The organism is Rhodococcus sp. KRD175 (assembly GCF_017168275.1).
In the GTDB taxonomy this organism is placed as follows: Bacteria; Actinomycetota; Actinomycetes; order Mycobacteriales; family Mycobacteriaceae; genus Rhodococcoides; species Rhodococcoides fascians.
Genome location: NZ_JABFAQ010000004.1, coordinates 691,177 through 711,293 on the forward strand (window position 1 = coordinate 691,177; position 20,117 = coordinate 711,293).

The window sequence follows — 20,117 nt, forward strand, 5'->3', positions numbered from 1 at the left end:
CTACGAGGAAACACTCACATGCGACGTAGTCGCTCCAAGGCTTCTTCGACATCGGCGGTCGTGCCCGCGAACGAGAATCGCACCGTGTGGTTCCCACGGACGGTGTCGAAGTCGACGCCGGGTGCCAACGCGACCCCGGTCTCGGCCAGCACTCGGGCGCACCAACTCCGCGAGTCGTCGGTGAGATGCGCGATATCCGCGTAGACGTAGAAGGCACCGTCGGCCGGAGCCAGATCGGTGATACCCAACGCGGGCAAACCGTCGAGCAGGATCCTGCGGTTGACGGCGTACCGCTCGACATGCGAATCCAGCTCGCGGCGCGACTCTTCGGTGAACGCCGCAATAGCCGCCACCTGCGAGATCGCCGGCGGGCAGACCGTCATGTTCGACGCCAATCTTTCGACGGCCCTGCGCAATCGAGCCGGCAGCAGCATCCAGCCCATGCGCCACCCCGTCATCGAGAAGTACTTGGACACCGACCCGATGGCCACGGATTCCTTCGACGCCTCCCAGGCGCTCGACGTGTGCGCGTCGCCGTAGGAGATGCCGTGATAGATCTCGTCGGAGACCAACAAGGTTCCGTGCTCGTCGCACCAGCGTGCGATGGCGGCCAGCTCGTCGGGGTCGATGATCGTGCCGGTGGGATTGGCCGGACTGGCGACGATGAGCCCGGCAGGCGGCTCCGGTAGTTCGTCGAGCATCGCGACGGTGGGCTGGAACCGTGTCTCCTCCACACAATCCAGTTCGACGACGCGACAGCCCAACGCCGCCAACGTGTTTCGATATGCCGGGTACCCGGGCCTGGCCATGACGACGGTATCCCCCGCGTCGAACGCAGCGAGGAACAGCAACGTGAATGCGCCCGACGACCCGGTGGTGATCACCACGTCGTCGGCCTCGACGGTGATGCCGTACCGCGTGCTGTGATACTCCGCGATCGCTTGCCGTAGCGGCAGAATGCCCAGCGTCTCGGTGTACCCGAGCAGATGCGAATCCAGAGCGTCTCGGGTGGCGCGCAACACCGGCTCGGGTGCCCTGGTCGACGGCTGACCTGCGGCAAGCGACAGCACATCACCGTGAGTACGCGCCCGCTCGGCCGCCGCGGCGAACACATCCATCACGTGGAACGGCTCGACCTTCGATCGCTGCGATTCACTGTGCATTCCATCGACACTACTGACCTCATCGCCCACTATTCGCACTACCACACGGCATACCGTCGGAGCCCTCGCAAAGTGTGACCTGAGGTCAGTTATCCACAGGAATCAAGGCTATCCACAATTCGCGAATCTCTCTCCCGCGACGACTATTTCGACGCAAGGCTGTGCGAATGACGGTGTACACGCAACAACAACTACTCGATTCGGGAATGACCAGAGGAGCTATCACCTACCGCACCAAGACCGGAAAGTTGACGCGGATACTGCCTGGCATCTACTGCACCGGCGAGCCCGATTTCCGCGACCGGTGCGCCGCGGTCACGTTGTGGCAACCGAAAGCCGTGCTCAGTCACCTGACGGCTGCGTGGTGGTGGACCCTGCTCGACCACGAACCGGAGCAGGTTCACCTCACGATCGCTCGCTCTACAAAACGGGCAGGCCCGCCGTAGGTTCGCCAATACCGCCGAACCCTGATCGAGTCCAGCTACGTCGATCTGCTTCCCGTTGTCACGATCGAACAGTGCATCATCGACGTTGCAGCCATGTTGCCCACGACTGCACTGGAGCAATTCTTCGACGCCGCACTCACGCACAAGGTCAGCTGGCGGGCGGTTGCGCTGCAGTGTGAGGAGTCTGCGGGGATGGCCGGGATTGCAGCGGTGAGAAAACAACTACGCGTGTGTTGTCCACGCACCTTGTCCGAGCCGGAGCGAATAGTGGCGCGCGCACTCACGGCGCGGGGCTACCACTTGGAAATCAACGCCGAGGTGGGCCGGTACTTTGCCGACCTGATGGACCGGAGGTCACGGGTGATCGTGGAGATAGACGGCCGTGAGTTCCACGTAGAGTCCAAGGTGTTCACCAGCGATCGAGTTCGGCAGAACTCTCTGCAACTCGACGGTTGGTTGGTTCTGCGTTATTCGGCAGCGATGGTGATGAGCAACCTCGCTTACGTGGTGGACCAGATCATCGATACGGTGCGTCGACGCCGGAAGGCACTGACCTGAGCGCCCACAATTCGCTCCCAAAATCGGGAAAAGGTGTTTCAGCACGAATAGTGGGCGCTGAGGTCACCTACAGCGAGATGCGACCCTCCACGGCAGCGAGGCCGATGTCGGTGCGGAAGTGGCTGCCCGGCAATCGGATTCCGGCGATCCGGGAGTAGGCGTCATCTCGGGCGGCGGTGAGGTCGAATCCTGTGCCGACGACGCTCAGCACGCGTCCACCCGCGGAGACGACGGCGCCGTCCTTCACAGCGGTGCCGGCATGCAGGACGCCTTCGCCCTCGGAGCCGAGGATCTCGTCACCGGTGCGGGGGCGACCGGGGTAGTTCTCGGCGGCGATGACGACGGTGACCGCCGCGCCGTCCTTCCAGCGCAGAGGCGGCAGTGATGCCAGCGTGCCGGTGGCCGTCGCATTCAGCGCCTCGCCGAGCGGCGACTCCAGCAAGGCCAGCACCGCCTGTGTCTCGGGATCGCCGAAGCGACAGTTGAATTCGACGACGGCCGGGCCGTCGGCACCCATCGCGAGACCGGCGTACAGCAGACCCGAGAACGGCACTCCACGCTTCACCAGCTCGGCGGCAACGGGTTTCACCACGTCACGGACGATCTCGTCGACGGCACCTTCGGGCAACCATGGGAGTGGGGTGTACGCGCCCATGCCCCCGGTGTTGGGGCCGGTATCTCCGTCGCCGACGCGTTTGTGGTCCTGCGCGGGCAGCAGCGGAACCACGGTCTCGCCGTCGACGAGGCAGAACAGGGACACCTCGGGGCCGTCGAGGAACGACTCGAGCAGTACCGGGTGACCGTTTTCGAGGAGTTCGGCGGCGTGGTCGCGAGCGACGAGGCGGTCGGTGGTGACGACGACGCCTTTGCCTGCGGCGAGTCCGTCGTCCTTGACGACCCAGTTGGGGCCGAATCGGTCGAGGGCGGCATCGAGCAGTGCGGGCGAGTCGACTATTTCGCTGTGTGCGGTTCGCACGCCGGCCTTTGCCATGACGTCTTTGGCGAACGCCTTGGATCCTTCGATGCGTGCGGCGTCGGCCGACGGGCCGAACGTGGCGATGCCGGCCTCGCGCAGAGAATCGGCCACTCCGAGAACCAGGGGCACTTCGGGCCCGATGACGACGAGATCCACCTCGAGCTTCGTGGCCAGTGCTGTCACCGCCTCACCGGATGCCACGTCGACGGCGTGCTGTTCGGCGAGCGTGGCTGTGCCCGCATTGCCGGGAGCGACGAACAGTTTGTCGACCGACGGGTCGGCCTTCAACGCAAGTAGAAGGGCGTGCTCACGAGCACCGGAACCTATGACGAGTACGCGCACAGTGCATCAGACTATCTGCTCGACGCCGACGGGCCCCGCACCTGTCGTGATGCGGGGCCCGTCGGGGATGGCGAGATTACTGTGTCAGGTCGTACAGCGTGACGTTGTCGACGGTGGTCGCGGTGAAGTTCTCGGTCACCCATGCCGAGATTTCGGCCGAGGAACCCGACTCCCTGCCACCCATACCGCCGCCTCCGATGAAGTAGTGGATTCGGCCGTCGGCCACGTACTGCTGGAACTCGGCCAGCGTCGGCGACGGGTCGGTTCCGTTGAAGCCGCCCACGGGCATGACGGGATCCTCGGTGGCCAGTTGATAACCCGCCGCGGTGTTGGCACCGATGGCCGCCGCCACCCAGGTGTACGAACCTGCGTCCTGTTCGAGCATTGCGGTGACCTCGGCGGTCGGGGTGCTGCCTTCGAGCAGTCCACCCATACCGCCGCCCATGCCCATCTCGGCTCCGCCCGGCAGCTGGCCGGCCTGACCCGGGAGTCCCGCCGGTGGCTGCATTCCGGCCGGCATCTGTGCACCGGGAGGCAGCTGCATTCCACCCGGCAGACCACCCTGCCCGCGCTGGCCCTCACCCATGCCGCCGAATCCGCGCATACCGGTGCTCGGCCCGGCGGACACGATCGATCCGGTGTGCGGGGTGCCGATCGTGTCCACCGCGTACGCCGTCGGCCCGGCCAGTCCGGCGAACATCACCGCGAGAATCGCGACCGCGGCGAGCCTGCCGCGAGTGAGGGCCGGAATCAGCAGAGCCACCACCGCCACCACACCGACGACCAGGATCGCCCACTTCAGCCACGGCACGAAGCTCGCGCTACGGCCGAGCAGCACCCACGCCAGTGCGACGGTCGACGCCACCGCGAGCGCCATCGCGATCCGGACCCACAACCGCTGTCGTTCGCGCCACAGCATCACACTGCCGATACCCACGAGCGCAGCGACGGCAGGCGAGAGTGCGACCGTGTAATACGAGTGGAAGATGCCGGCCATGAAGCTGAACGTCAGACCGGTGACGAGCAGCCATGCGCCCCAGACGATCAACGACGCGCGTTGCGCATCGGTGCGAGGGGCTTTGCCTCGCAACACCAGTCCCGTCACCAGCAGCAACAATGCGGCAGGTATGAGCCAGGCGATCTGGCCGCCCTGGGAGGCGTCGAACATGCGGAGGATGCCGGTCTCGCCCCACATCGACCCGCCGCCGCCACCGACACCGCCCGGGGTGACGCTGCCGGTCTCGTTGCCGCTGAGTCGACCCAACCCGTTGTAGCCGAGAGTCAGTTCCAGAATCGAATTGTTCTGCGAGCCACCGACCCACGGCCGCGAGGATGCCGGCCAGAACTCGACGATCAGCAACCACCAACCGGCCGAGACGATCATGGCTCCGAGCGCGGCGAACAGTTGCAGCACTCGAGTGCCGAGTTTGGGCTGCCCGGCGATCAGGTACGTCAAGGCCAGCGGCGGTACGACGAGCATCACCTGGAGCTGCTTGGTGAGAAAGCCGAATCCGACGAACATACCGGTGATCAACAGCCACTTGATCTTTCCCGATTCGACGCCTCGCAACATGGCCCAGACGGCGGCGATCATCAGCAGCACCAGCAACGCGTCGGGGTTGTTGAACCGAAACATCAGTGCGGCAACGGGAGTCAGCGCCAGCACCAGTCCGGCGAGCAACCCGGCGGCCGCACCGAATCGGCGGACGACGACGGCTCGCAGCAACGCAACGGAAGCGACTCCGAGCAGCGCCTGCGGCACCAGCATCGCCCAGGTGTTGAGCCCGAACACCCGCACCGACAACGACATCAACCACAGCGACATCGGCGGCTTGTCGACGGTGATCGAGTTGGCGGCATCGGAGGATCCGAAGAAGAAGGCCTTCCACGACACCGAACCTGCCTGTATCGCTGCGGAATAGAAGGAGTTGGCCCAACCCGAGGCACCGAGTCCCCAGATGTATGCCACGCCGGTGCCGATCAGCAGAGCGATCAACCCGAGAAGTTCCCACCGCCGGGAGGTCGCCGGCTCGGTCGGCGCGGCCGCGGACGGCCGTTCGATCGTCGTGGTCATCGGTTCTCTCCTAAAAGATCGGACTCCGAACTACGGAAGACCCACCGCAGTGCGACGAATCGGCACACGGTGGCAACGAGATTGGCGACGACGAGAACGGCCAGTTCGATGTGCCGCGACACGTCCGGAGACCAGGCGTGCAGTATCGCTAGCGAGCCGCTCGTCATCAGCAGCGCGAAGCCGAAGATCGCCAGACCCTGCAGCTGGTGCTTGCCCGCGCTCGCGGGCCCTCGGACGCCGAAAGTGAAGGCACGGTTGGCCGCTGTGTTCAGTATCGCGGTGATGAGCAGTCCGGCGAAGTTCGCGGCCTGTGCCCCGATCATGGGATGCAGCACCAGATACAGCAGTGCGTAGGCCACGGTGCTCGCGACACCGATGATGCCGAATCGCACCAGCTGGCCGATCATTCCGTGCGGTACACCGGCCACGAGCGGCTCCCGTCCCAGGCTTCGACGCAGTTCGGCGACAGGGAGCATTCCGGTCGCAAGGGCACGACCGACGCGCCAGCATCCCTGCAGATCCTTGACGGCGGTATCGAGGAGGTGGACGCTGCTGTCGGGGTCGTCGACCCAATCGACCGGCACCTCGTGAATCCGTAGGCCGACCTTCTCGGCGATGACGAGCAGTTCGGTGTCGAAGAACCATCCGGTGTCTTCGACGAGTGGAAGCAGTTGTCGAGCAACATCGGTGCGCATCGCCTTGAACCCGCACTGAGCGTCGGAGAAGCGGGCGCGCAGCGAGGTGCGCAGGATGAGATTGTAACTGCGCGAGATCAATTCACGTTTCACTCCGCGAACGACCCGGGACGACCGGTTCAGCCGAGAACCGATGGCGAGGTCCGAGTGACCCGACAGCAATGGAGCGACGAGCGGCATGAGGGCGTTGAGGTCGGTGGACAGATCGACATCCATGTAGGCAACGACGTCGGCGTCGGACACGAGCCACACCGCTTTGAGCGCCCGCCCGCGTCCCTTCTCGTCGAGATGATGAACCCGAACTCCGTCGATCTCGTCGGCGAGCCGATGCGCCACCGCGAGGGTGCCGTCGGTACTTGCGTTGTCGGCGATGGTGATCCGCGACCGAAACGGGATCCTTTCCTCGAGATGCTCGTGCAGTCGACGAATGCACTGCTCGAGATCCTCCTCTTCGTTGTACACCGGGATGACCACCTCGAGCGTGGCCGTTGCGTTCGAGCCGGGCCGGTGGCCTGCTGCTCGGGCGAGGTAGTTCGTTGTCATGAGGCAACACTCGTGTGTGCAGCTGGACCCACGCTGCGACGAACCTGGCAATCACCTGGGAGACGCCCCAATAAGGCATTCTGTCCCCATGGCTTCTATTTTCAGCAAGATCATCGCAGGTGAGATTCCCGGACGGTTCGTCTGGCAGGACGACGACGTCGTGGCGTTTCTGACGATTGCCCCCGTCACTCAGGGACACACGTTGGTGGTTCCGCGTGAGGAGATCGATCAGTGGCAGGACGTCGACGGTGCCGTGTTTGCCAAGATCACTGCCGTCGCGCAGATCATCGGTCAGGCTGTCAGGACGGCGTTCGACGCGCCCAGGGCCGGCCTGTTGATCGCCGGCCTCGAGGTGCCGCACCTGCACCTGCACGTGTTTCCGGCGTACGACATGGGCAATTTCGACATCTCCGGTGCGGATCCGAACCCGTCCGCGGAGTCACAGGACGAGGCTGCCGACAAGCTTCGAGCAGCGCTACGCCACCTCGGGCACGAGGCTCACGTCCCTAACTGATGCGCCTCGCTCAGCGCAGGGGCGTCAGCAGCCGTCGACGCGTTCGTAGCTGCGTCGATACCGCGTCGGATCGGTTGTCCGGGTCGTAACCCGGTCCGATGTCGGTATCGATGTCGCGTGGGCCGGGTGCGACGCCACACTCGGGGCACAGTCCGAGCGGTCCCAGATCTGTCCCGCAGGTCGCATGTAGAAACCGGCGACGTGTGCCTGTGGGCTTCGGGTTCTGTTCCTCGCCCCAATAGCTCAGGGCGTAGACGGCCGGCCACAGTCCTTCGAGGGCATGCGTCGGGACGTAGTCGTCGTGGCCGCCGCCGTGGGCTCGGGCTTGCCGGTCGAGCAATCCGGCGTCGACCAGGGTGCCGAGCCGTTGAGCCAGAACTGCCTTGGAAATGTCGAGGTGGACCTGGAAGTCGCCGAAGCGTCGGACCCCGAAGAAGCTGTCGCGCACGATGAGCATGGTCCAGCGCTCGCCGACGAGTTCGAGCGCGCGGGCCAAGGGGCAGTCCTGGCGGGCGTAGTCGGTTCCGAGTGCCATGCGCCGATCGTACAGTCTGTTGACCGAACCAAGTTGGCCGTTTACAGTTCGATCACCAGACCAGAGAGACGACGATGACCGACACTGCACCCACGCCCGCCGGCACCACGAACGGCACCCGCGCACTGGCCGTCGCCGCATCCGGCACCTTGTTGACGCTGATGGCGTTCACCGCTCCGCTCGCGACGATCAACAGCACCGCGCTGGACCTGATGTCGGACGCGGCGGGACGGACCTGGATTCTGAGCTCGATGAGCATCGGTCTCGCCGCCGCGTTGCTCACCACCGGGACCGTCGCAGACGACTTCGGCCGTCGCCGCACGTTCGTACTGGGAGCAGTCGTTCTGGCCGTCGGCGCAATCGTCTGCGCCGTCTCTCCCAACACCCTCATCTTCGTGCTGGCCCGCATCCTGCAAGGCCTCGGCGGCGCGGCGGTCGTCGCGTCGAGCCTCGGCATCATCGCGCACACTCACCCCGCGGGGCCGGTGCGCGCCAAGGCCAGCGGAGTCTGGGGTGCCAGCGTCGGGGCCGGTATCGCGCTCGGACCGCTACTCGCCGCGCTCCTCGACCGGTGGGCCAGCTGGCGTGAGGCGTACGTGGTCCTCGCGATCGCCACTCTCGTGCTCGCCGTCGTCGCGCAGCTGCGCGTCGAAGAATCCATGTCCGACGCCCCGCGCGGCCTCGATCCGGTCGGCGCGGTGCTGTTGGCCACGGGCATCGGCGCACTACTGGCCGCGCTGGTCGAGGGGCGGCAGGGGTGGACCGCCGTGACTCCTATCGTGTTGTTCGTTCTCGCCGCGCTACTGCTGCTGGCCTTCGTCGCGCTCGAATTGCGCAGTGCGAGCCCGATGCTCGATCTCATGTTGTTTCGGCATCCACCGTTTCTCGCCGCCACGGTCGCCGCCCTGGCCACGGGCGGCGGGATCATCGCTCTGATGTCGTACCTGGCCGGGTTCGTGGGCACCGCGCTCGGCATCGATGCGCTCGGGGCAGCGATTCTGCTGTTCGCGTGGTCTGCGACCTCGGTCGTCACCGCCCTGCTGGCTCGGCGCATCCCGGCCGCCGTCAGCGGCCGCACCCAGCTCGCCGCCGGCCTGATCGGAGTGGCAGTGGGCATGGTGATGTTGACGGGCCTCGCCGCGGACGCCGGTTGGCCTCGGCTGCTGCCGGGACTGCTCGTGGCGGGCGTCGCCAGTGGCGTCCTCAACGCCGCGCTGGGACGCGAGGCCGTGGCCAGCGTCCCGCCCGGACGCGGCGGTATGGGCAGCGGGGCCAACAACACCGCGCGCTACGTCGGATCCGCTATCGGGGTCACCGTCGTTGCGGTGGTTGCCGTGCCGGCCGGCGATCATGCCGCGGCAGCTCTGGTCACGGGCTGGAACACCGCGGCTCTGCTCACCGCGGCCATTTCGCTCGTCGGAGCTGCGGTCGTGGCGATGTCACGCACCCGGCGGTAGCGAGTACTCCTGCTCGGGACGCCCGGTCGATCCGTACCGCAGCTGCATCCGCAGCCGACCCTTGGACACCAGGGTGGCCAGATACCGCTGGGCCGTCGCTCGCGAAATGCCGATGGCCGCAGCAACTTCTCCGGCCGACATCGGCTCCGCCGTTCCGCGCACCGCGTCGAGCACCAGGTCGCGGGTGACCGACTGCGAGGCCGGTAACGGAGCCGCAGCGCGCGGGCGGAGGGCGTCGAGCCCACCGTCGATGTCCGCCTGAGTCAGTTCGTCCGAACGATCGAGCGCGCCGCGGTAGCCGAGGTACCCGGTGAGGCGATCGACCAGCGCCGAGCGTGGAAACGGCTTGATCAGATACGTCCATGCGCCCGCAGTCATCGCCGAGCGCACCGTGGCCTGATCCGCAGCAGCGGAGAGCACCACCGCGTCACACGGTAGTTCTCTCACCAGGTCGATACCGGACCCGTCCGGCAGATACACGTCCACCAGTGCCAGGTCGAACGACTGTGTCGTCAGCAGCTCGCGTGCCTGGGCGATACTCGTCGCCACTGCGGCCACTTCGTACTGGTCGAGCGAATTCACCAGTGCCGCATGCAGATCTGCGACCCTGAAGTCGTCGTCGACGACGAGAACTTTCATTGCGTCACCTCTTCGATCAGTAGTGCGTCGGGAATCGAGGCGATGAACACTGCGCCTCCGCGATCGTTGTCGGCCGTGATCTGCCCGCCGGCATCGGCCAACGTCACTTCGCCGCCTCGGGTTCGCGCGATCTGTCGGCTCAGTGCCAGTCCCACACCTCGGCCACCCGGCGTATCTGCCGTCGACTTGGTCGAGACTCCCTCGACGAACACCTGCTCGGGCGCCAACGCAACGCCGTCACCCGAATCGACGACGACGATATGCAAGGTCGAATCCTCCTGCACCAGCTCGACTTCCACTTCGGCAGGTCGACGTGCACCGAGCCGTGCTGCGTCGATGGCGTTGTCGATCAGGTTGCCCAGCACGGTGGTGACGTCCACCGGTCCGACCAGTTCTCCACCGACCCAGGTGTTCTCCCCCAACACCAGTCGCACGCCACTCTCGCGCGCGTGTGCCGCCTTGGCCGTGAGGAAGGAACGTAGGTAGGCGTCGGAGACCGCATCGATGCCCTCGACCGCCTCCGATCTCGGTCCGACACCGAGAATCTCGTCGATGTACTCCGACGCCCGATCGGGGTGGCCCTCGTGCAGCAGCCCACTGACCAGATGCATCCGGTTCGCGAACTCGTGTCGCTGGGCGCGCAGCACCGCGGACATCGACTGCACCGCGTCGAGTTGACGCGTCAGTGCCTCCACGTCCGTTCGATCTCGCACGGTGAGTACCGTTCCCAGATCTCGATTGTCACGCAGCACCTTTCGCGCCGCCGCGATGACGACGACCTCGTCGACGGCCGCGAGTACCGGCTCGCCCGTAGGGATCTCGATGACCTCGAGCAATCTGGGTGTCAGACCGATGTCCTCCACGCGCATTCCCGGCTTCCCCTCGATCGAGAGCAAGGTGCGCGCCTCGTCGTTGACGACGGTGACGATGCCGTCCGGATCGATGGCCACCACGCCTTCGCCGATGCCGTGCAGCACCGCCTCCTGCTCGCGCACGAGCTCGGCGAGTTCCTCGGGTTCGAGGCCCAGGGTCAGCCGCTTCCACCTGCGCGCCAGCAGGATCGAGCCCAGCACACCCAACAGCAGGACTGCGCCGGTGACCAGTGCGCCGTTGATCAGATCCTTCACCAGCTCGGTTCGCACTGCCGTCGTGGAGATTCCGACGCTCACTTCGCCGATCACGACGTCTGCCGAGCCCGGAGCCAGGATGGGCACTTTGGCACGGACGGAGTCGCCCAGTGTGCCGCGTTCGGATTCGACGACCTCGTTGCCCGCCAACGCCCCGGACGGATCGGTGCTCACCCGTTGCCCCAGGACGGTCGGATCCGGATGTGCCAGGCGCAGTCCCCGGTCGTCGGTGATGACGACGAACAGTGCGTCGGTGCGCTCCCGGGCGCTTTCGCCCGTCCGTTGCAGCGCACCGCCTGCCAGCACTCCGGCCGGCGCAGCATCGGTGCCCGCGGTGTCCGCGGCCGAGAACTGCCCCACGAGCGAACGCACCTCGGGGTCGGAGGCTACGGTCCGCGCGACCGCGAGTGCCCGCTCGCCGTACTCCTCGCTGGCCTGTTCGCCGCTACTGATCGCGAATACTCCGAACGCCACTGCCAGCGCGACCGCAACCAACGCGGCCTGCAGCAGCAGCACTTGAGTCCTCAATCGCACCAGCCAAGGCTAGAGCGAGAGCTGCTCGAGCACAATGCGCAAAAGGCTCTTTACGTTGCTTGCGCGGGTAGTGCGCACAACGGCGAACATGTGATGCCGGTTACGTAACTTCAGTCACAACACGTAGTCCAACCGGACCCACCTCACACATTTCGAGAAGGAGTGCACGATGTTGGTGATACTCGGCTTCCTCATGGTAGCCGCCTTCATGTTCTTGATCTTGACCAAGAGAGCCACGCCCGTCGTCGCACTCACCCTCGTCCCCGTCATCTTCGGTCTGCTGGCCGGCGCGGGACTCGGCATCGGTGACATGATCACCGACGGCATCAAGTCCCTCGCTCCCACCGCGGCCCTGCTGTTCTTCGCCATCATCTTCTTCGGAATCATGATCGACGTCGGACTGTTCGACCCACTGGTGCGCGGCATCCTGCGTGTCGTACGCAACGACCCGATGAAACTCGTTGTCGGAACGGCCATTCTGGCCATGGTCGTCTCGCTCGACGGCGACGGCTCGACCACCTTCATCATCGTCACGTCCGCACTGCTGCCGCTGTACCTCAAACTCGGTGTCAGCCCGGTCATTCTGACGGTCGTCGCCGGACTCGCCAACGGCACGATGAACATCATCCCGTGGGGCGGCCCGACGGTTCGCGCTGCATCCGCTCTGGGAATCTCCCCGTCCGACGTGTTCGTTCCGATGGTTCCGTCGATGATCGTCGGCCTGATCATCGTGCTGCTCTTCGCCGTTCACCTCGGCATCATGGAGCGTCGACGCATCGGCAAGCTGATCTACGAACCCGAGCTGGTTGCATCCGGCGGTGGTGGAAGCATCCGCAAGGGCGGCAAGGGAACCGGCGGAGCAGGAACCGGCGGATCGGACGGCTCCGGCGAATCGGGTCAGTTCTTCGACGGTCTGGACCCCAATCGCGACACGCTGCGCCCGAAGTTGCTGTGGTTCAACGCTGCTCTGACGGTCGTTCTCCTCGTCATCCTGGTCATGGACATTCTTCCCATTCCGGTGCTGTTCATGATCGCTGCCTCGATCGCGCTGACGGTCAACTTCCCGAAGGTCAAGGAGCAGGGCGACGCGATCGCTCGGCACTCGTCCTCCATCGTCTCCGTCGTCGCCATGGTGCTCGCCGCAGCAATCCTGACGGGCGTCTTCCAGGGCACCGGCATGGTCGAGGCCATGGCCGAGTGGCTGCTCAACGTCATCCCGTCGGGAATGGGCCCGTACCTGGCCGTCATCACCGGCATCCTGAGCATCCCGCTGACGTTCTTCATGACCAACGACGCCTTCTACTTCGGCATCCTGCCGGTGCTCACCGAGACCGCGAGCAAGTACGGCATCGACCCGGTCGAGATGGCCCGTGCCTCGATCACCGGTCAGCCCGTCCACCTGCAGAGCCCGCTGGTTCCGGCCATCCTGCTGCTGGTCACGCTCGCCGGAGTCTCGCTGGCCGATCACCACAAGAAGGTGTTGTGGCGAGCGGTGGTCGTCTCCCTCGCGATGCTGGCGGTCGGCATCGTCCTCGGTCAGATTCCGTTCGGCTGATCCCTCACCCCCACCTTCCCGAAGGAGACACCGTCATGACTGTTGGCGTACTGCACAACAATTCACCCGAGGGCCGCGCAGCACTCGCGGCCGCCGTTCGAGAAGCTCGGATCAGAGAGACCGATCTGGTCGTCCTGCACGCACTGTCGGGATCGGCCGAGCCGTCCGCCGAGGCAGGCGAAACCGCTGCGGTCTCCACCTCAGTGGAGACCGCCCTGGCCGACATCGACAACGCCGAGGCCGTGGCCTGGACCGTGGCGGTGGGTCGCCCCGATCCCGACGCCGTGAACACTCTGCTGACTCTGGTGGAGGAGCAGAAGTCCGAGATCCTCGTCGTCGGCTCCCGGCACCGCTCGGCAGTCGGCAAGTTCCTGATGGGACAGACGATTCAGCGCCTGCTGCTCGAAATTCCGGTTCCGGTTCTACTGGTCAAGTCCGGAGCGTGAGTGTTGCCGACAAGGTGACGACCGTAGTGCGGCACAGCCTCCGATGGATCGGCCTCGCGGCCGTATCCGTCGGGGGCTGGGCCCTTTTCGCGAGTCTGGGCCTCACCGCGCCGTCGCTGTTCGCCGCACTCGTCGTCGCCGTGGTGTTCGCACTGACCGGGTTGGGTCCGGCCGCGGTCCCCCGTCCCGCGTCCATGGCAGCGCAGGGCACGCTGGCGGTGACGATCGGACTCATGCTCGACACCGACACCCTCGCTGCGCTGGGAGAGAACTGGCTTCCCGCGGTCACCGTCGGGTTGGCGACCCTGATCGTCAGTGCCGGCTGCGGCGCTCTGCTGGCACTGCACCGCGACGTCGATCCGGTGACCGGAGCACTGTCTCTGATTGCCGGTGGCGCAACAGGTCTGGTGTCGGTCGCCCGCGAGCTCGGCGGTGACGAGCGCATCGTCGCCGTGGTCCAGTACCTTCGCGTGGCGTTGGTGGTCGTCACGATGCCGTTGATCGTCACCTTCGCCTTTCACACCGACACCGGTGGCACGTCCGGGTCCGACGAGGCGTCGACGACACCGTGGTACATCGGCACGGCCTTTCTGATCGGTGCCGTCGTCGTCGGAATCCTGCTCGCGAAGACGATCCGGCTCCCCGCCCCCGCCACGCTCGGACCGCTGATCGTCGCCGGAGCCTGCGAGCTACTCGGCTGGCCCGTCGACATCGCCGTCCCGGAAGTACTGCTGCCGTTGGCGTTCATCGTCATCGGATGGCAGGCGGGACTTGCCTTCACCGTCGCCAGCCTGCGGGCCATCGGACGCATCTTCCCGTGGGCCGCGCTGCTCGTACTCACGATCGGTCTGATCTGCGCACTCCTGGGCTGGGCGCTGTCCGCCGTCACCGGAGTCAGCATGTTGACCGGTTATCTCGCGACGACGCCCGGCGGACTGGCCGCAGTGCTCGCCGTGTCCGCGACGACGGGATCGGACGTCACGTTCGTCGCCTGCGTTCAGGTGATTCGGCTGGTGTCGATGCTCGTGGCCGCGCCCCTCGCTGCTGCCGCGTACACCAAGATCGCCGAAAGGAAGAAGGATCGGTCCATGGCCGGGTGAGCGGATCAGTCTGCAGCCCTGGGTAGTTCGACCCGGAACGTGGCACCCGCGCCGGGAGTACTTCGCACGTCCACGGTCCCGTTGTGGGCGGCGACCAGGGCTGCGACTATGGACAGGCCGAGCCCACTGCCCCCGCTCTCACGGGTCCGGGACGAGTCGGTGCGATAGAAGCGCTCGAAGACGTGGGCTGCCTCCTCCTCGCCCAGCCCGGGGCCGGTGTCCTGCACCTCGAGCACCACCGACTCCTCGGTGGTGCCCACGCACACCGTGATCGACGCGGACTCGGGCGTGTGCCGCACTGCGTTCCCCACGAGGTTGGCCAACACCTGACGCAGCCGGGCATCGTCGCCGGCGACCTCCGGAATACCCGGTCCTGCCGATACCTTCAGCGAGATGTCGCGTGCGGGCGAGACGGCTTTCGCATCGTGCACGGCATCGGCGGCGATGGTCAGCACGTCGACCCGACGTACCTCGAGGGGACGCTGGGCATCGAGTCGCGCGAGCATGAGCAGATCCTCGACGAGCAGTCCCATGCGCGCCGATTCGCCCTCGATCCGCGACATCAACAATGCGATGTCGCTCATCGCCCCCTGCCGGTACAGCTCGGCGAATCCCCGGATGGTCGTCAGCGGAGTCCGCAGTTCGTGGCTGGCGTCGGCGACGAACCGGCGCATCCGATCCTCGGACGCCCGCGCCGCTTCTTCCGAGGCGGCGGTCGCCGCGAACGCCCGCTGTATCTGCGAGAGCATTCCGTTCAACGCCGCCGACAGTCGACCGACTTCCGTTTTCTCGCTGCGGTGGGGCACCCGCCGGTGCAGATCGCCTGCGGCAATCGCGGCTGCCGTCGTCTCCACCTCGCGCAACGGCCGCAGACTGCGCCGCACCACGAAGTACGCCACCACACCCAACACCACCAATACCGCTGCCCCGATGTACAACTGGAGCACCATCAGTCGGCTGACGGTCTGCTGATTGGGACCGAGCGGTATACCCACCGTGGTGGATCCGTCGCTGTTGGTCACCGTCAACACGCGCCACTGTTTCCCTGGGTCGCTCTCGGAGCCGACCGTCGTCGGGCGATCGGTGGTGACACCGGATAGATCCGGAACACTCTCTGCCACATCGTTGATGGGTCCCCGTACGGTGCCGTCGTTCGCCACGGACCGGACGTAGAAATTCGACGGCGGGCGACCGGGATTGGGCTCGCCGATGGGCGGAAGTGGGCGGGAGTCCGGTTGCGCCCATCCCCGAGATGCCTCGACCAGCTGCTGATCGAGGCGACGCATCAACGACGTCTCCAACGAGGACGTCACCGCGACACCCGATGCCAGCAGTCCGAGCCCGACCAACAGCAGCAGGGCCGCAACCAGAGTGAAGCGCAGCGGGATGTCCCCCAGCCGTGAGCGGAGGCCGGTCACCGCGGCTGCCGCATGACGTAGCCGACGCCCCGCAACGTGTGGATCAATCGGGTATCGCCCGTGTCGACCTTACGACGCAGATACGACACGTACGACTCCACCACTCCCACCTCACCGCCGAAGTCGTAGTGCCACACGTGATCCAGAATGCGCGGCTTGCTCAGCACCGTTCCGGCATTGACCATGAAGTACCGCAGCAGAGTGAACTCGGTCGGCGAGAGCGAGACCGGCTCGCCTGCCTTCCACACCTCGTGGGTGTCGTCGTCGAGTTCGATGTCCGCGAACGCAACTCGCGACGATTCGGTCTCCTCGGTCCGACCGGACCGGCGCAGAATCACCCGGAGCCGAGCCACTACTTCCTCGAGGCTGAACGGCTTGGTGACGTAGTCGTCCGCGCCGAGCGTCAGACCGGTCACCTTGTCTTCCACGGAATCTCGCGCCGTCAGGAACAACGCCGGAGCATCCACTCCGTCTGCGCGCAGCCTGCGCAGCAGACCGAAGCCGTCCATGCCCGGCATCATGACGTCGAGGATCAGTGCCTCGGGCCGAAAGGTACGCGACTTGTCCAGGGCCTCGGGGCCGGAGGACGCCGTCGCGACCTCGAATCCCTGGAACTTGAGACTGACCGCCAACAGCTCGACGATGGTCGGTTCGTCGTCGACGATCAGTACACGCGCTTCGGGGGTTTCGCTCACGGTGTCCATCATCGCGCGCGTTGCTGCTTGTCCGCTGGACTCTCGCTGTGAGGTTGCTGTGAGCCCCGACCGAGTGGGCCCGAAGAGAGGGCATGATGGAGCGCGATGCTCCCTGCGAACACCGATCGCCGCACGAGGCGCAGGCCGACGGTCACTTCCATGCACGTATTCGCAACTCTGCTCGTGTTGGGCATCGTGACAGGTCCGTACCTCGCCGAGTGGGTCGCCGCCTCCCCTGCCCTGCGAACCGGAGCCACCGTCTTCACCGGGATCTTCGTGCAGGCGACGCCGTTCCTGGTGCTGGGCGTGCTCGTCAGCGGCGGCATCGCCGCGTTCGTCTCCCCGGCCGTGCTTCGACGTGTGGTCCCGAAGAACGAGCCCGCGGCGGTCGGTGTGAGCGGACTCGCCGGGATGGCATTGCCCGGGTGCGAGTGCGGAGCTGTTCCCGTCTCCAGGCGGTTGATGGACCAGGGAATGCCGACGTCGGCGGCTCTGGCATTTCTGCTGTCGGCACCGGCGATCAACCCCGTCGTTCTCGTGTCGACTGCGGTGGCCTTTCCGGGTGAGCCGGCGATGGTTCTCGCCCGGTTCCTCGCCTCGCTCGCCACGGCCGTGGTGATGGGCTGGCTGTGGACGCGGTTCGGCAAGGCCGAGTGGATCACCGCGCGGCTGACCGATCGTGGTCACGATCACGAAGGCCCGAAGTGGGAGACGTTCCGCGAGTCGGCTCGTGCAGACCTGCTGCAGGCCGGGGCGTTTCTGGTGTTCGGCGCCGCGGCGGCCGCGGCTCTGCACCTGGTGATTCCCGATCGGGTCTATGCGCACCTGGCCGGTCAGCTGCTGCTGTCCATCGTGGTGATGGCCGTTCTGGCGGTTCTGCTGGCGCTGTGTTCGGAGGCCGACGCGTTCGTCGCGGCCAGTATGTCGATGCTGCCGCTGCTCCCGCGCCTGGTCTTCCTGGTGGTCGGCCCGGCCGTCGATCTGAAGTTGATGGCGATGCAGGCGGGCAGCTTCGGGCGCGGTTTCGTCGTCCGCTTCGCACCACTGACCTTCGTCGTGGCGATCGTGTGTGCCTCGGTCGTCGGCGGATTCCTGATCGGCGCGCGATGAAGCGCGAGGTGCAGAACGTCCTGCTGTTCCTCTTCGGCGGAGCGATCGTGAAGATCTCGCTCGACGGCAGCTTCGTTCGGTACGTCAAACCGTCACTGCATCCGTATCTGCTGATCGCGGGCGTGCTGATCGTCGTCCTCGCGGCAGCCTCGATCGTCGCCGACATCCGGCGCGGTGGGCCGACGGACGGTCACGATCACGACGCCCGCCCGTACTGGCTGTTGCTCGTGCCGATTGCGGTGATCCTCCTCGTCGCCCCGCCCGCGCTCGGTGTCTCGGCGGTCGGCGACCGGTCCGTCGACGCCGTCTCGACCCACGAGAAGACACCCTTCCCGCCGTTACCCGACGGGCAGGCACCGGACGTCCCGTTGCTCGACGTCGTGCAGCGGGCCGTCCGAGATTCCGAGGACAGCCTCGACGGCCGGGAGATCAGTGTCACCGGATTCGCCGTGGCGACCGCGAACGGTGGGTCGCCGCGCGTCGACGGCACAACCGGCGGCCTCGACCTCGCCCGTGTCCTGATCATCTGCTGCGCGGCCGACGCGCGGTCCATCCGAATTCACCTGGACTCGAATTCGACTGTCCTCGATGATGTTCCGGACGGAACCTGGCTGCAGCTCACCGGCACCGTCGACGCATCGACCGCGACCGAAGTCACCGCCTTCACCCCCACGATGACGGTCTCGACGGCCCGGCGCATCGACCCGCCGACGAACACGTACGCGTACTGACACCGGAAAATCCGCGTCCCCGCCCAGGAAGAATTGGTACCGTCGTACAGGTCACTTCCGACAATCGGACGAGGCGCGCCGTACCCGAACAGCGACAAGACGGTGCCGAGAGGTGATTTCTCATGGCATGGCTGATTCTCGTCGTTTCCGGCGTTCTCGAAGCGATCTGGGCGACAGCGCTCGGTAAGTCCGAGGGCTTCTCCAAGCTCGGACCATCGGTAGTTTTCGGTATCGCGGTGGTGCTCAGCATGATCGGTCTCGCGGTCGCGATGCGGTCGTTGCCCACCGGAACCGCGTATGCGGTCTGGGTGGGAATCGGTGCCACCTTGACCGTGGCGTACGCGATGATCACCGGTGCCGAAGCAGCGTCGTTCCTCAAAGTCGTGCTTCTGGTCGGCATCGTCGGCTGCGTTGTGGGACTGAAGGTTCTTCACTGATTTTCCCGGCTACAAGCAGTTACAGTAAAACGATGAACTGGGTGTCAGCGATCACACTGCCTGCACGGGCCGGCTTGGCCATCGCCGAGCAGGCGATCGGCGTCGCAGAGGTCGCGTTGGCGACCACCAGGATGGCGTTGGCCACCGGCGCGTCCGGCACGGCCGGTGTGGCGTCGCTCGCCAATCCGCGCGGCGGCACGATGCAGCTGCTCACCCAGCTCGGCCAGCTCACCTCCGACGATCGCGCGTTGGGCAACGCTCTGAAGGAAGGCGGGCCACTCGACCGCCTGCTTGCCCAGGGCGGCGTCGTCGATCGACTCACGTCCGAGGACGGCACGCTCGAGCGCCTGCTGTCTCCGGGGGGACCGGTCGAGCGCATTCTCGCTCCCGGCGGACCGCTGGACCGACTGCTCGCCGAGGACGGACCGCTCGAACGGTTGCTCGCCGAAGGCGGTCTTCTGGACAGGATCACCGCCACCAACGGACCCCTCGAACGCTTGACGGCGAAGGACGGTCCGCTCGAGGTGTTGACGCGTCAGGACGGTCTGATCGAACGGGCCATCGCGGAGAACGGCATCCTCGAGACGATGCTGGCCGAGGACGGTGCCGTCGAGCGTCTGACGGCCAAGGGCGGGCCGCTGGACCAGTTGGTCAAACTTTCCGAGACGCTGACGTCCGTGGCTCCGAACATCGAGCGTATGAGTATCTCGATCGACATCCTGCAGGATTCCGTGGAGATCCTCTCGGCAGCGGTGCATCCGCTCGGCGAGCTGGTCGGCCGGCTGCCGAGCCGCTGGCTCAAGAGCGGTAAGCAGTCGGTGCACGAGTTGCACTGACGGGCCGCAACTTCGGCGCTTCGCCGAGAGTCGTCGGCGGCAGATGTTAGCGCTCACACTGCTCACGCGGGGTGCAAAAAGAAATCTTTGACAATGCCGATGTTATCGCTCACACTTTCGTTTTGATGTGATGCGAACCACACGGGACCACCCGACGGCCTCCGCTTCACGGTCTACCTCACAACA

General features: G+C 65.9%; 20 protein-coding genes and 1 riboswitch. Of the genes, 11 read left to right on the top strand and 9 right to left on the bottom strand.

The window, feature by feature from the left end:
- Window positions 1-14: 14 nt before the first annotated feature.
- Entirely contained in the window at window positions 15-1,163 is a 1,149-nt protein-coding gene (locus J1M81_RS07715) for a pyridoxal phosphate-dependent aminotransferase (protein WP_206497850.1), read from the bottom strand.
- 167 nt (window positions 1,164-1,330) lie between these two features.
- Here J1M81_RS07715 and J1M81_RS26260 point away from each other — a divergent pair, with 167 nt between their 5' ends.
- Complete coding sequence (locus J1M81_RS26260; protein WP_241257721.1) at window positions 1,331-1,609, top strand: type IV toxin-antitoxin system AbiEi family antitoxin domain-containing protein; 279 nt, start codon at window positions 1,331-1,333, stop codon at window positions 1,607-1,609.
- Between the two features lie 93 nt (window positions 1,610-1,702).
- A complete protein-coding gene (locus J1M81_RS26265; RefSeq protein WP_241257722.1) occupies window positions 1,703-2,167 on the top strand; it encodes an endonuclease domain-containing protein in 465 nt (154 codons plus the stop codon).
- Window positions 2,168-2,234: 67 nt separating this feature from the next.
- Here J1M81_RS26265 and purD read toward each other — a convergent pair whose 3' ends face one another.
- The 3 genes from purD to J1M81_RS07735 all read right to left on the bottom strand — a co-directional run bounded on the left by purD (window position 2,235) and on the right by J1M81_RS07735 (window position 6,797).
- Window positions 2,235-3,485 carry a phosphoribosylamine--glycine ligase gene (purD, locus tag J1M81_RS07725; RefSeq protein ID WP_032386389.1) on the bottom strand — a complete coding sequence of 417 codons (1,251 nt, stop codon included), beginning with the start codon at window positions 3,483-3,485 and terminating at the stop codon, window positions 2,235-2,237.
- A gap of 76 nt (window positions 3,486-3,561) precedes the next feature.
- Entirely contained in the window at window positions 3,562-5,559 is a 1,998-nt protein-coding gene (locus tag J1M81_RS07730) for a glycosyltransferase family 39 protein (RefSeq protein ID WP_206497851.1), read from the bottom strand.
- Window positions 5,556-6,797 carry a bifunctional glycosyltransferase family 2/GtrA family protein gene (locus J1M81_RS07735; protein ID WP_206497852.1) on the bottom strand — a complete coding sequence of 414 codons (1,242 nt, stop codon included), beginning with the start codon at window positions 6,795-6,797 and terminating at the stop codon, window positions 5,556-5,558. The genes J1M81_RS07730 and J1M81_RS07735 overlap by 4 nt, the downstream gene beginning before the upstream one ends.
- Window positions 6,798-6,885: 88 nt before the next feature.
- Between J1M81_RS07735 and J1M81_RS07740 the strand changes: the two genes are divergently transcribed.
- Window positions 6,886-7,311 (top strand): HIT family protein, encoded by a 426-nt coding sequence (locus J1M81_RS07740; RefSeq protein ID WP_032367529.1) that lies wholly within the window; start codon window positions 6,886-6,888, stop codon window positions 7,309-7,311.
- 10 nt (window positions 7,312-7,321) lie between these two features.
- On the opposite strand, the gene J1M81_RS07745 is transcribed toward J1M81_RS07740, so the two are convergent.
- Window positions 7,322-7,846, bottom strand: coding sequence for a helix-turn-helix domain-containing protein (locus tag J1M81_RS07745; RefSeq protein WP_032400093.1), 525 nt, complete (start codon window positions 7,844-7,846; stop codon window positions 7,322-7,324).
- Window positions 7,847-7,920: 74 nt separating this feature from the next.
- On the opposite strand from J1M81_RS07745, the gene J1M81_RS07750 reads away from it, so the two are divergent.
- A complete protein-coding gene (locus J1M81_RS07750; RefSeq protein WP_206497853.1) occupies window positions 7,921-9,303 on the top strand; it encodes an MFS transporter in 1,383 nt (460 codons plus the stop codon).
- Here the strand turns inward: J1M81_RS07750 and J1M81_RS07755 are convergent.
- Window positions 9,286-9,942 carry a response regulator gene (locus J1M81_RS07755; RefSeq protein ID WP_206497854.1) on the bottom strand — a complete coding sequence of 219 codons (657 nt, stop codon included), beginning with the start codon at window positions 9,940-9,942 and terminating at the stop codon, window positions 9,286-9,288. The genes J1M81_RS07750 and J1M81_RS07755 overlap by 18 nt on opposite strands.
- Window positions 9,939-11,603, bottom strand: a complete 1,665-nt coding sequence (locus tag J1M81_RS07760) for a sensor histidine kinase (protein WP_206497855.1) — start codon at window positions 11,601-11,603, stop codon at window positions 9,939-9,941. The genes J1M81_RS07755 and J1M81_RS07760 overlap by 4 nt, the downstream gene beginning before the upstream one ends.
- A 169-nt stretch (window positions 11,604-11,772) precedes the next feature.
- On the opposite strand from J1M81_RS07760, the gene J1M81_RS07765 reads away from it, so the two are divergent.
- From J1M81_RS07765 to J1M81_RS07775, 3 genes are read left to right on the top strand one after another with little or no spacing between them, the layout of a single operon-like run.
- The gene (locus tag J1M81_RS07765; RefSeq protein WP_057473649.1) at window positions 11,773-13,158 is read left to right on the top strand and encodes a CitMHS family transporter; all 1,386 of its coding nucleotides are present in this window, start codon (window positions 11,773-11,775) and stop codon (window positions 13,156-13,158) included.
- Between the two features lie 35 nt (window positions 13,159-13,193).
- Complete coding sequence (locus tag J1M81_RS07770; RefSeq protein WP_027495792.1) at window positions 13,194-13,604, top strand: universal stress protein; 411 nt, start codon at window positions 13,194-13,196, stop codon at window positions 13,602-13,604.
- Window positions 13,601-14,704, top strand: a complete 1,104-nt coding sequence (locus J1M81_RS07775) for an AbrB family transcriptional regulator (RefSeq protein ID WP_206497856.1) — start codon at window positions 13,601-13,603, stop codon at window positions 14,702-14,704. The genes J1M81_RS07770 and J1M81_RS07775 overlap by 4 nt, the downstream gene beginning before the upstream one ends.
- Before the next feature lie 5 nt (window positions 14,705-14,709).
- Here J1M81_RS07775 and J1M81_RS07780 read toward each other — a convergent pair whose 3' ends face one another.
- Window positions 14,710-16,122: an ATP-binding protein gene (locus J1M81_RS07780; protein ID WP_374223896.1), complete on the bottom strand. Its 1,413-nt coding sequence runs from the start codon at window positions 16,120-16,122 to the stop codon at window positions 14,710-14,712.
- Window positions 16,119-16,826 carry a response regulator transcription factor gene (locus J1M81_RS07785; RefSeq protein ID WP_027495789.1) on the bottom strand — a complete coding sequence of 236 codons (708 nt, stop codon included), beginning with the start codon at window positions 16,824-16,826 and terminating at the stop codon, window positions 16,119-16,121. The genes J1M81_RS07780 and J1M81_RS07785 overlap by 4 nt, the downstream gene beginning before the upstream one ends.
- A gap of 96 nt (window positions 16,827-16,922) precedes the next feature.
- Between J1M81_RS07785 and J1M81_RS07790 the strand changes: the two genes are divergently transcribed.
- The 4 genes from J1M81_RS07790 (at window position 16,923) to J1M81_RS07805 (ending at window position 19,931) form a co-directional block, all read left to right on the top strand.
- Window positions 16,923-17,927: a permease gene (locus tag J1M81_RS07790; RefSeq protein ID WP_206497857.1), complete on the top strand. Its 1,005-nt coding sequence runs from the start codon at window positions 16,923-16,925 to the stop codon at window positions 17,925-17,927.
- On the top strand, window positions 17,924-18,658 hold the full coding sequence (locus J1M81_RS07795; RefSeq protein WP_206497858.1) for a TIGR03943 family protein: 735 nt from the start codon (window positions 17,924-17,926) through the stop codon (window positions 18,656-18,658). Before J1M81_RS07790 ends, J1M81_RS07795 begins: the two co-directional genes overlap by 4 nt.
- Before the next feature lie 45 nt (window positions 18,659-18,703).
- Window positions 18,704-18,767: riboswitch (guanidine-III (ykkC-III) riboswitch) on the top strand.
- A 13-nt stretch (window positions 18,768-18,780) separates the two neighbouring features.
- Window positions 18,781-19,095, top strand: a complete 315-nt coding sequence (locus J1M81_RS07800; protein WP_206497859.1) for a multidrug efflux SMR transporter — start codon at window positions 18,781-18,783, stop codon at window positions 19,093-19,095.
- A gap of 32 nt (window positions 19,096-19,127) precedes the next feature.
- Window positions 19,128-19,931, top strand: a complete 804-nt coding sequence (locus tag J1M81_RS07805; protein WP_027495785.1) for a hypothetical protein — start codon at window positions 19,128-19,130, stop codon at window positions 19,929-19,931.
- The last annotated feature ends 186 nt before the right edge of the window (window positions 19,932-20,117 follow it).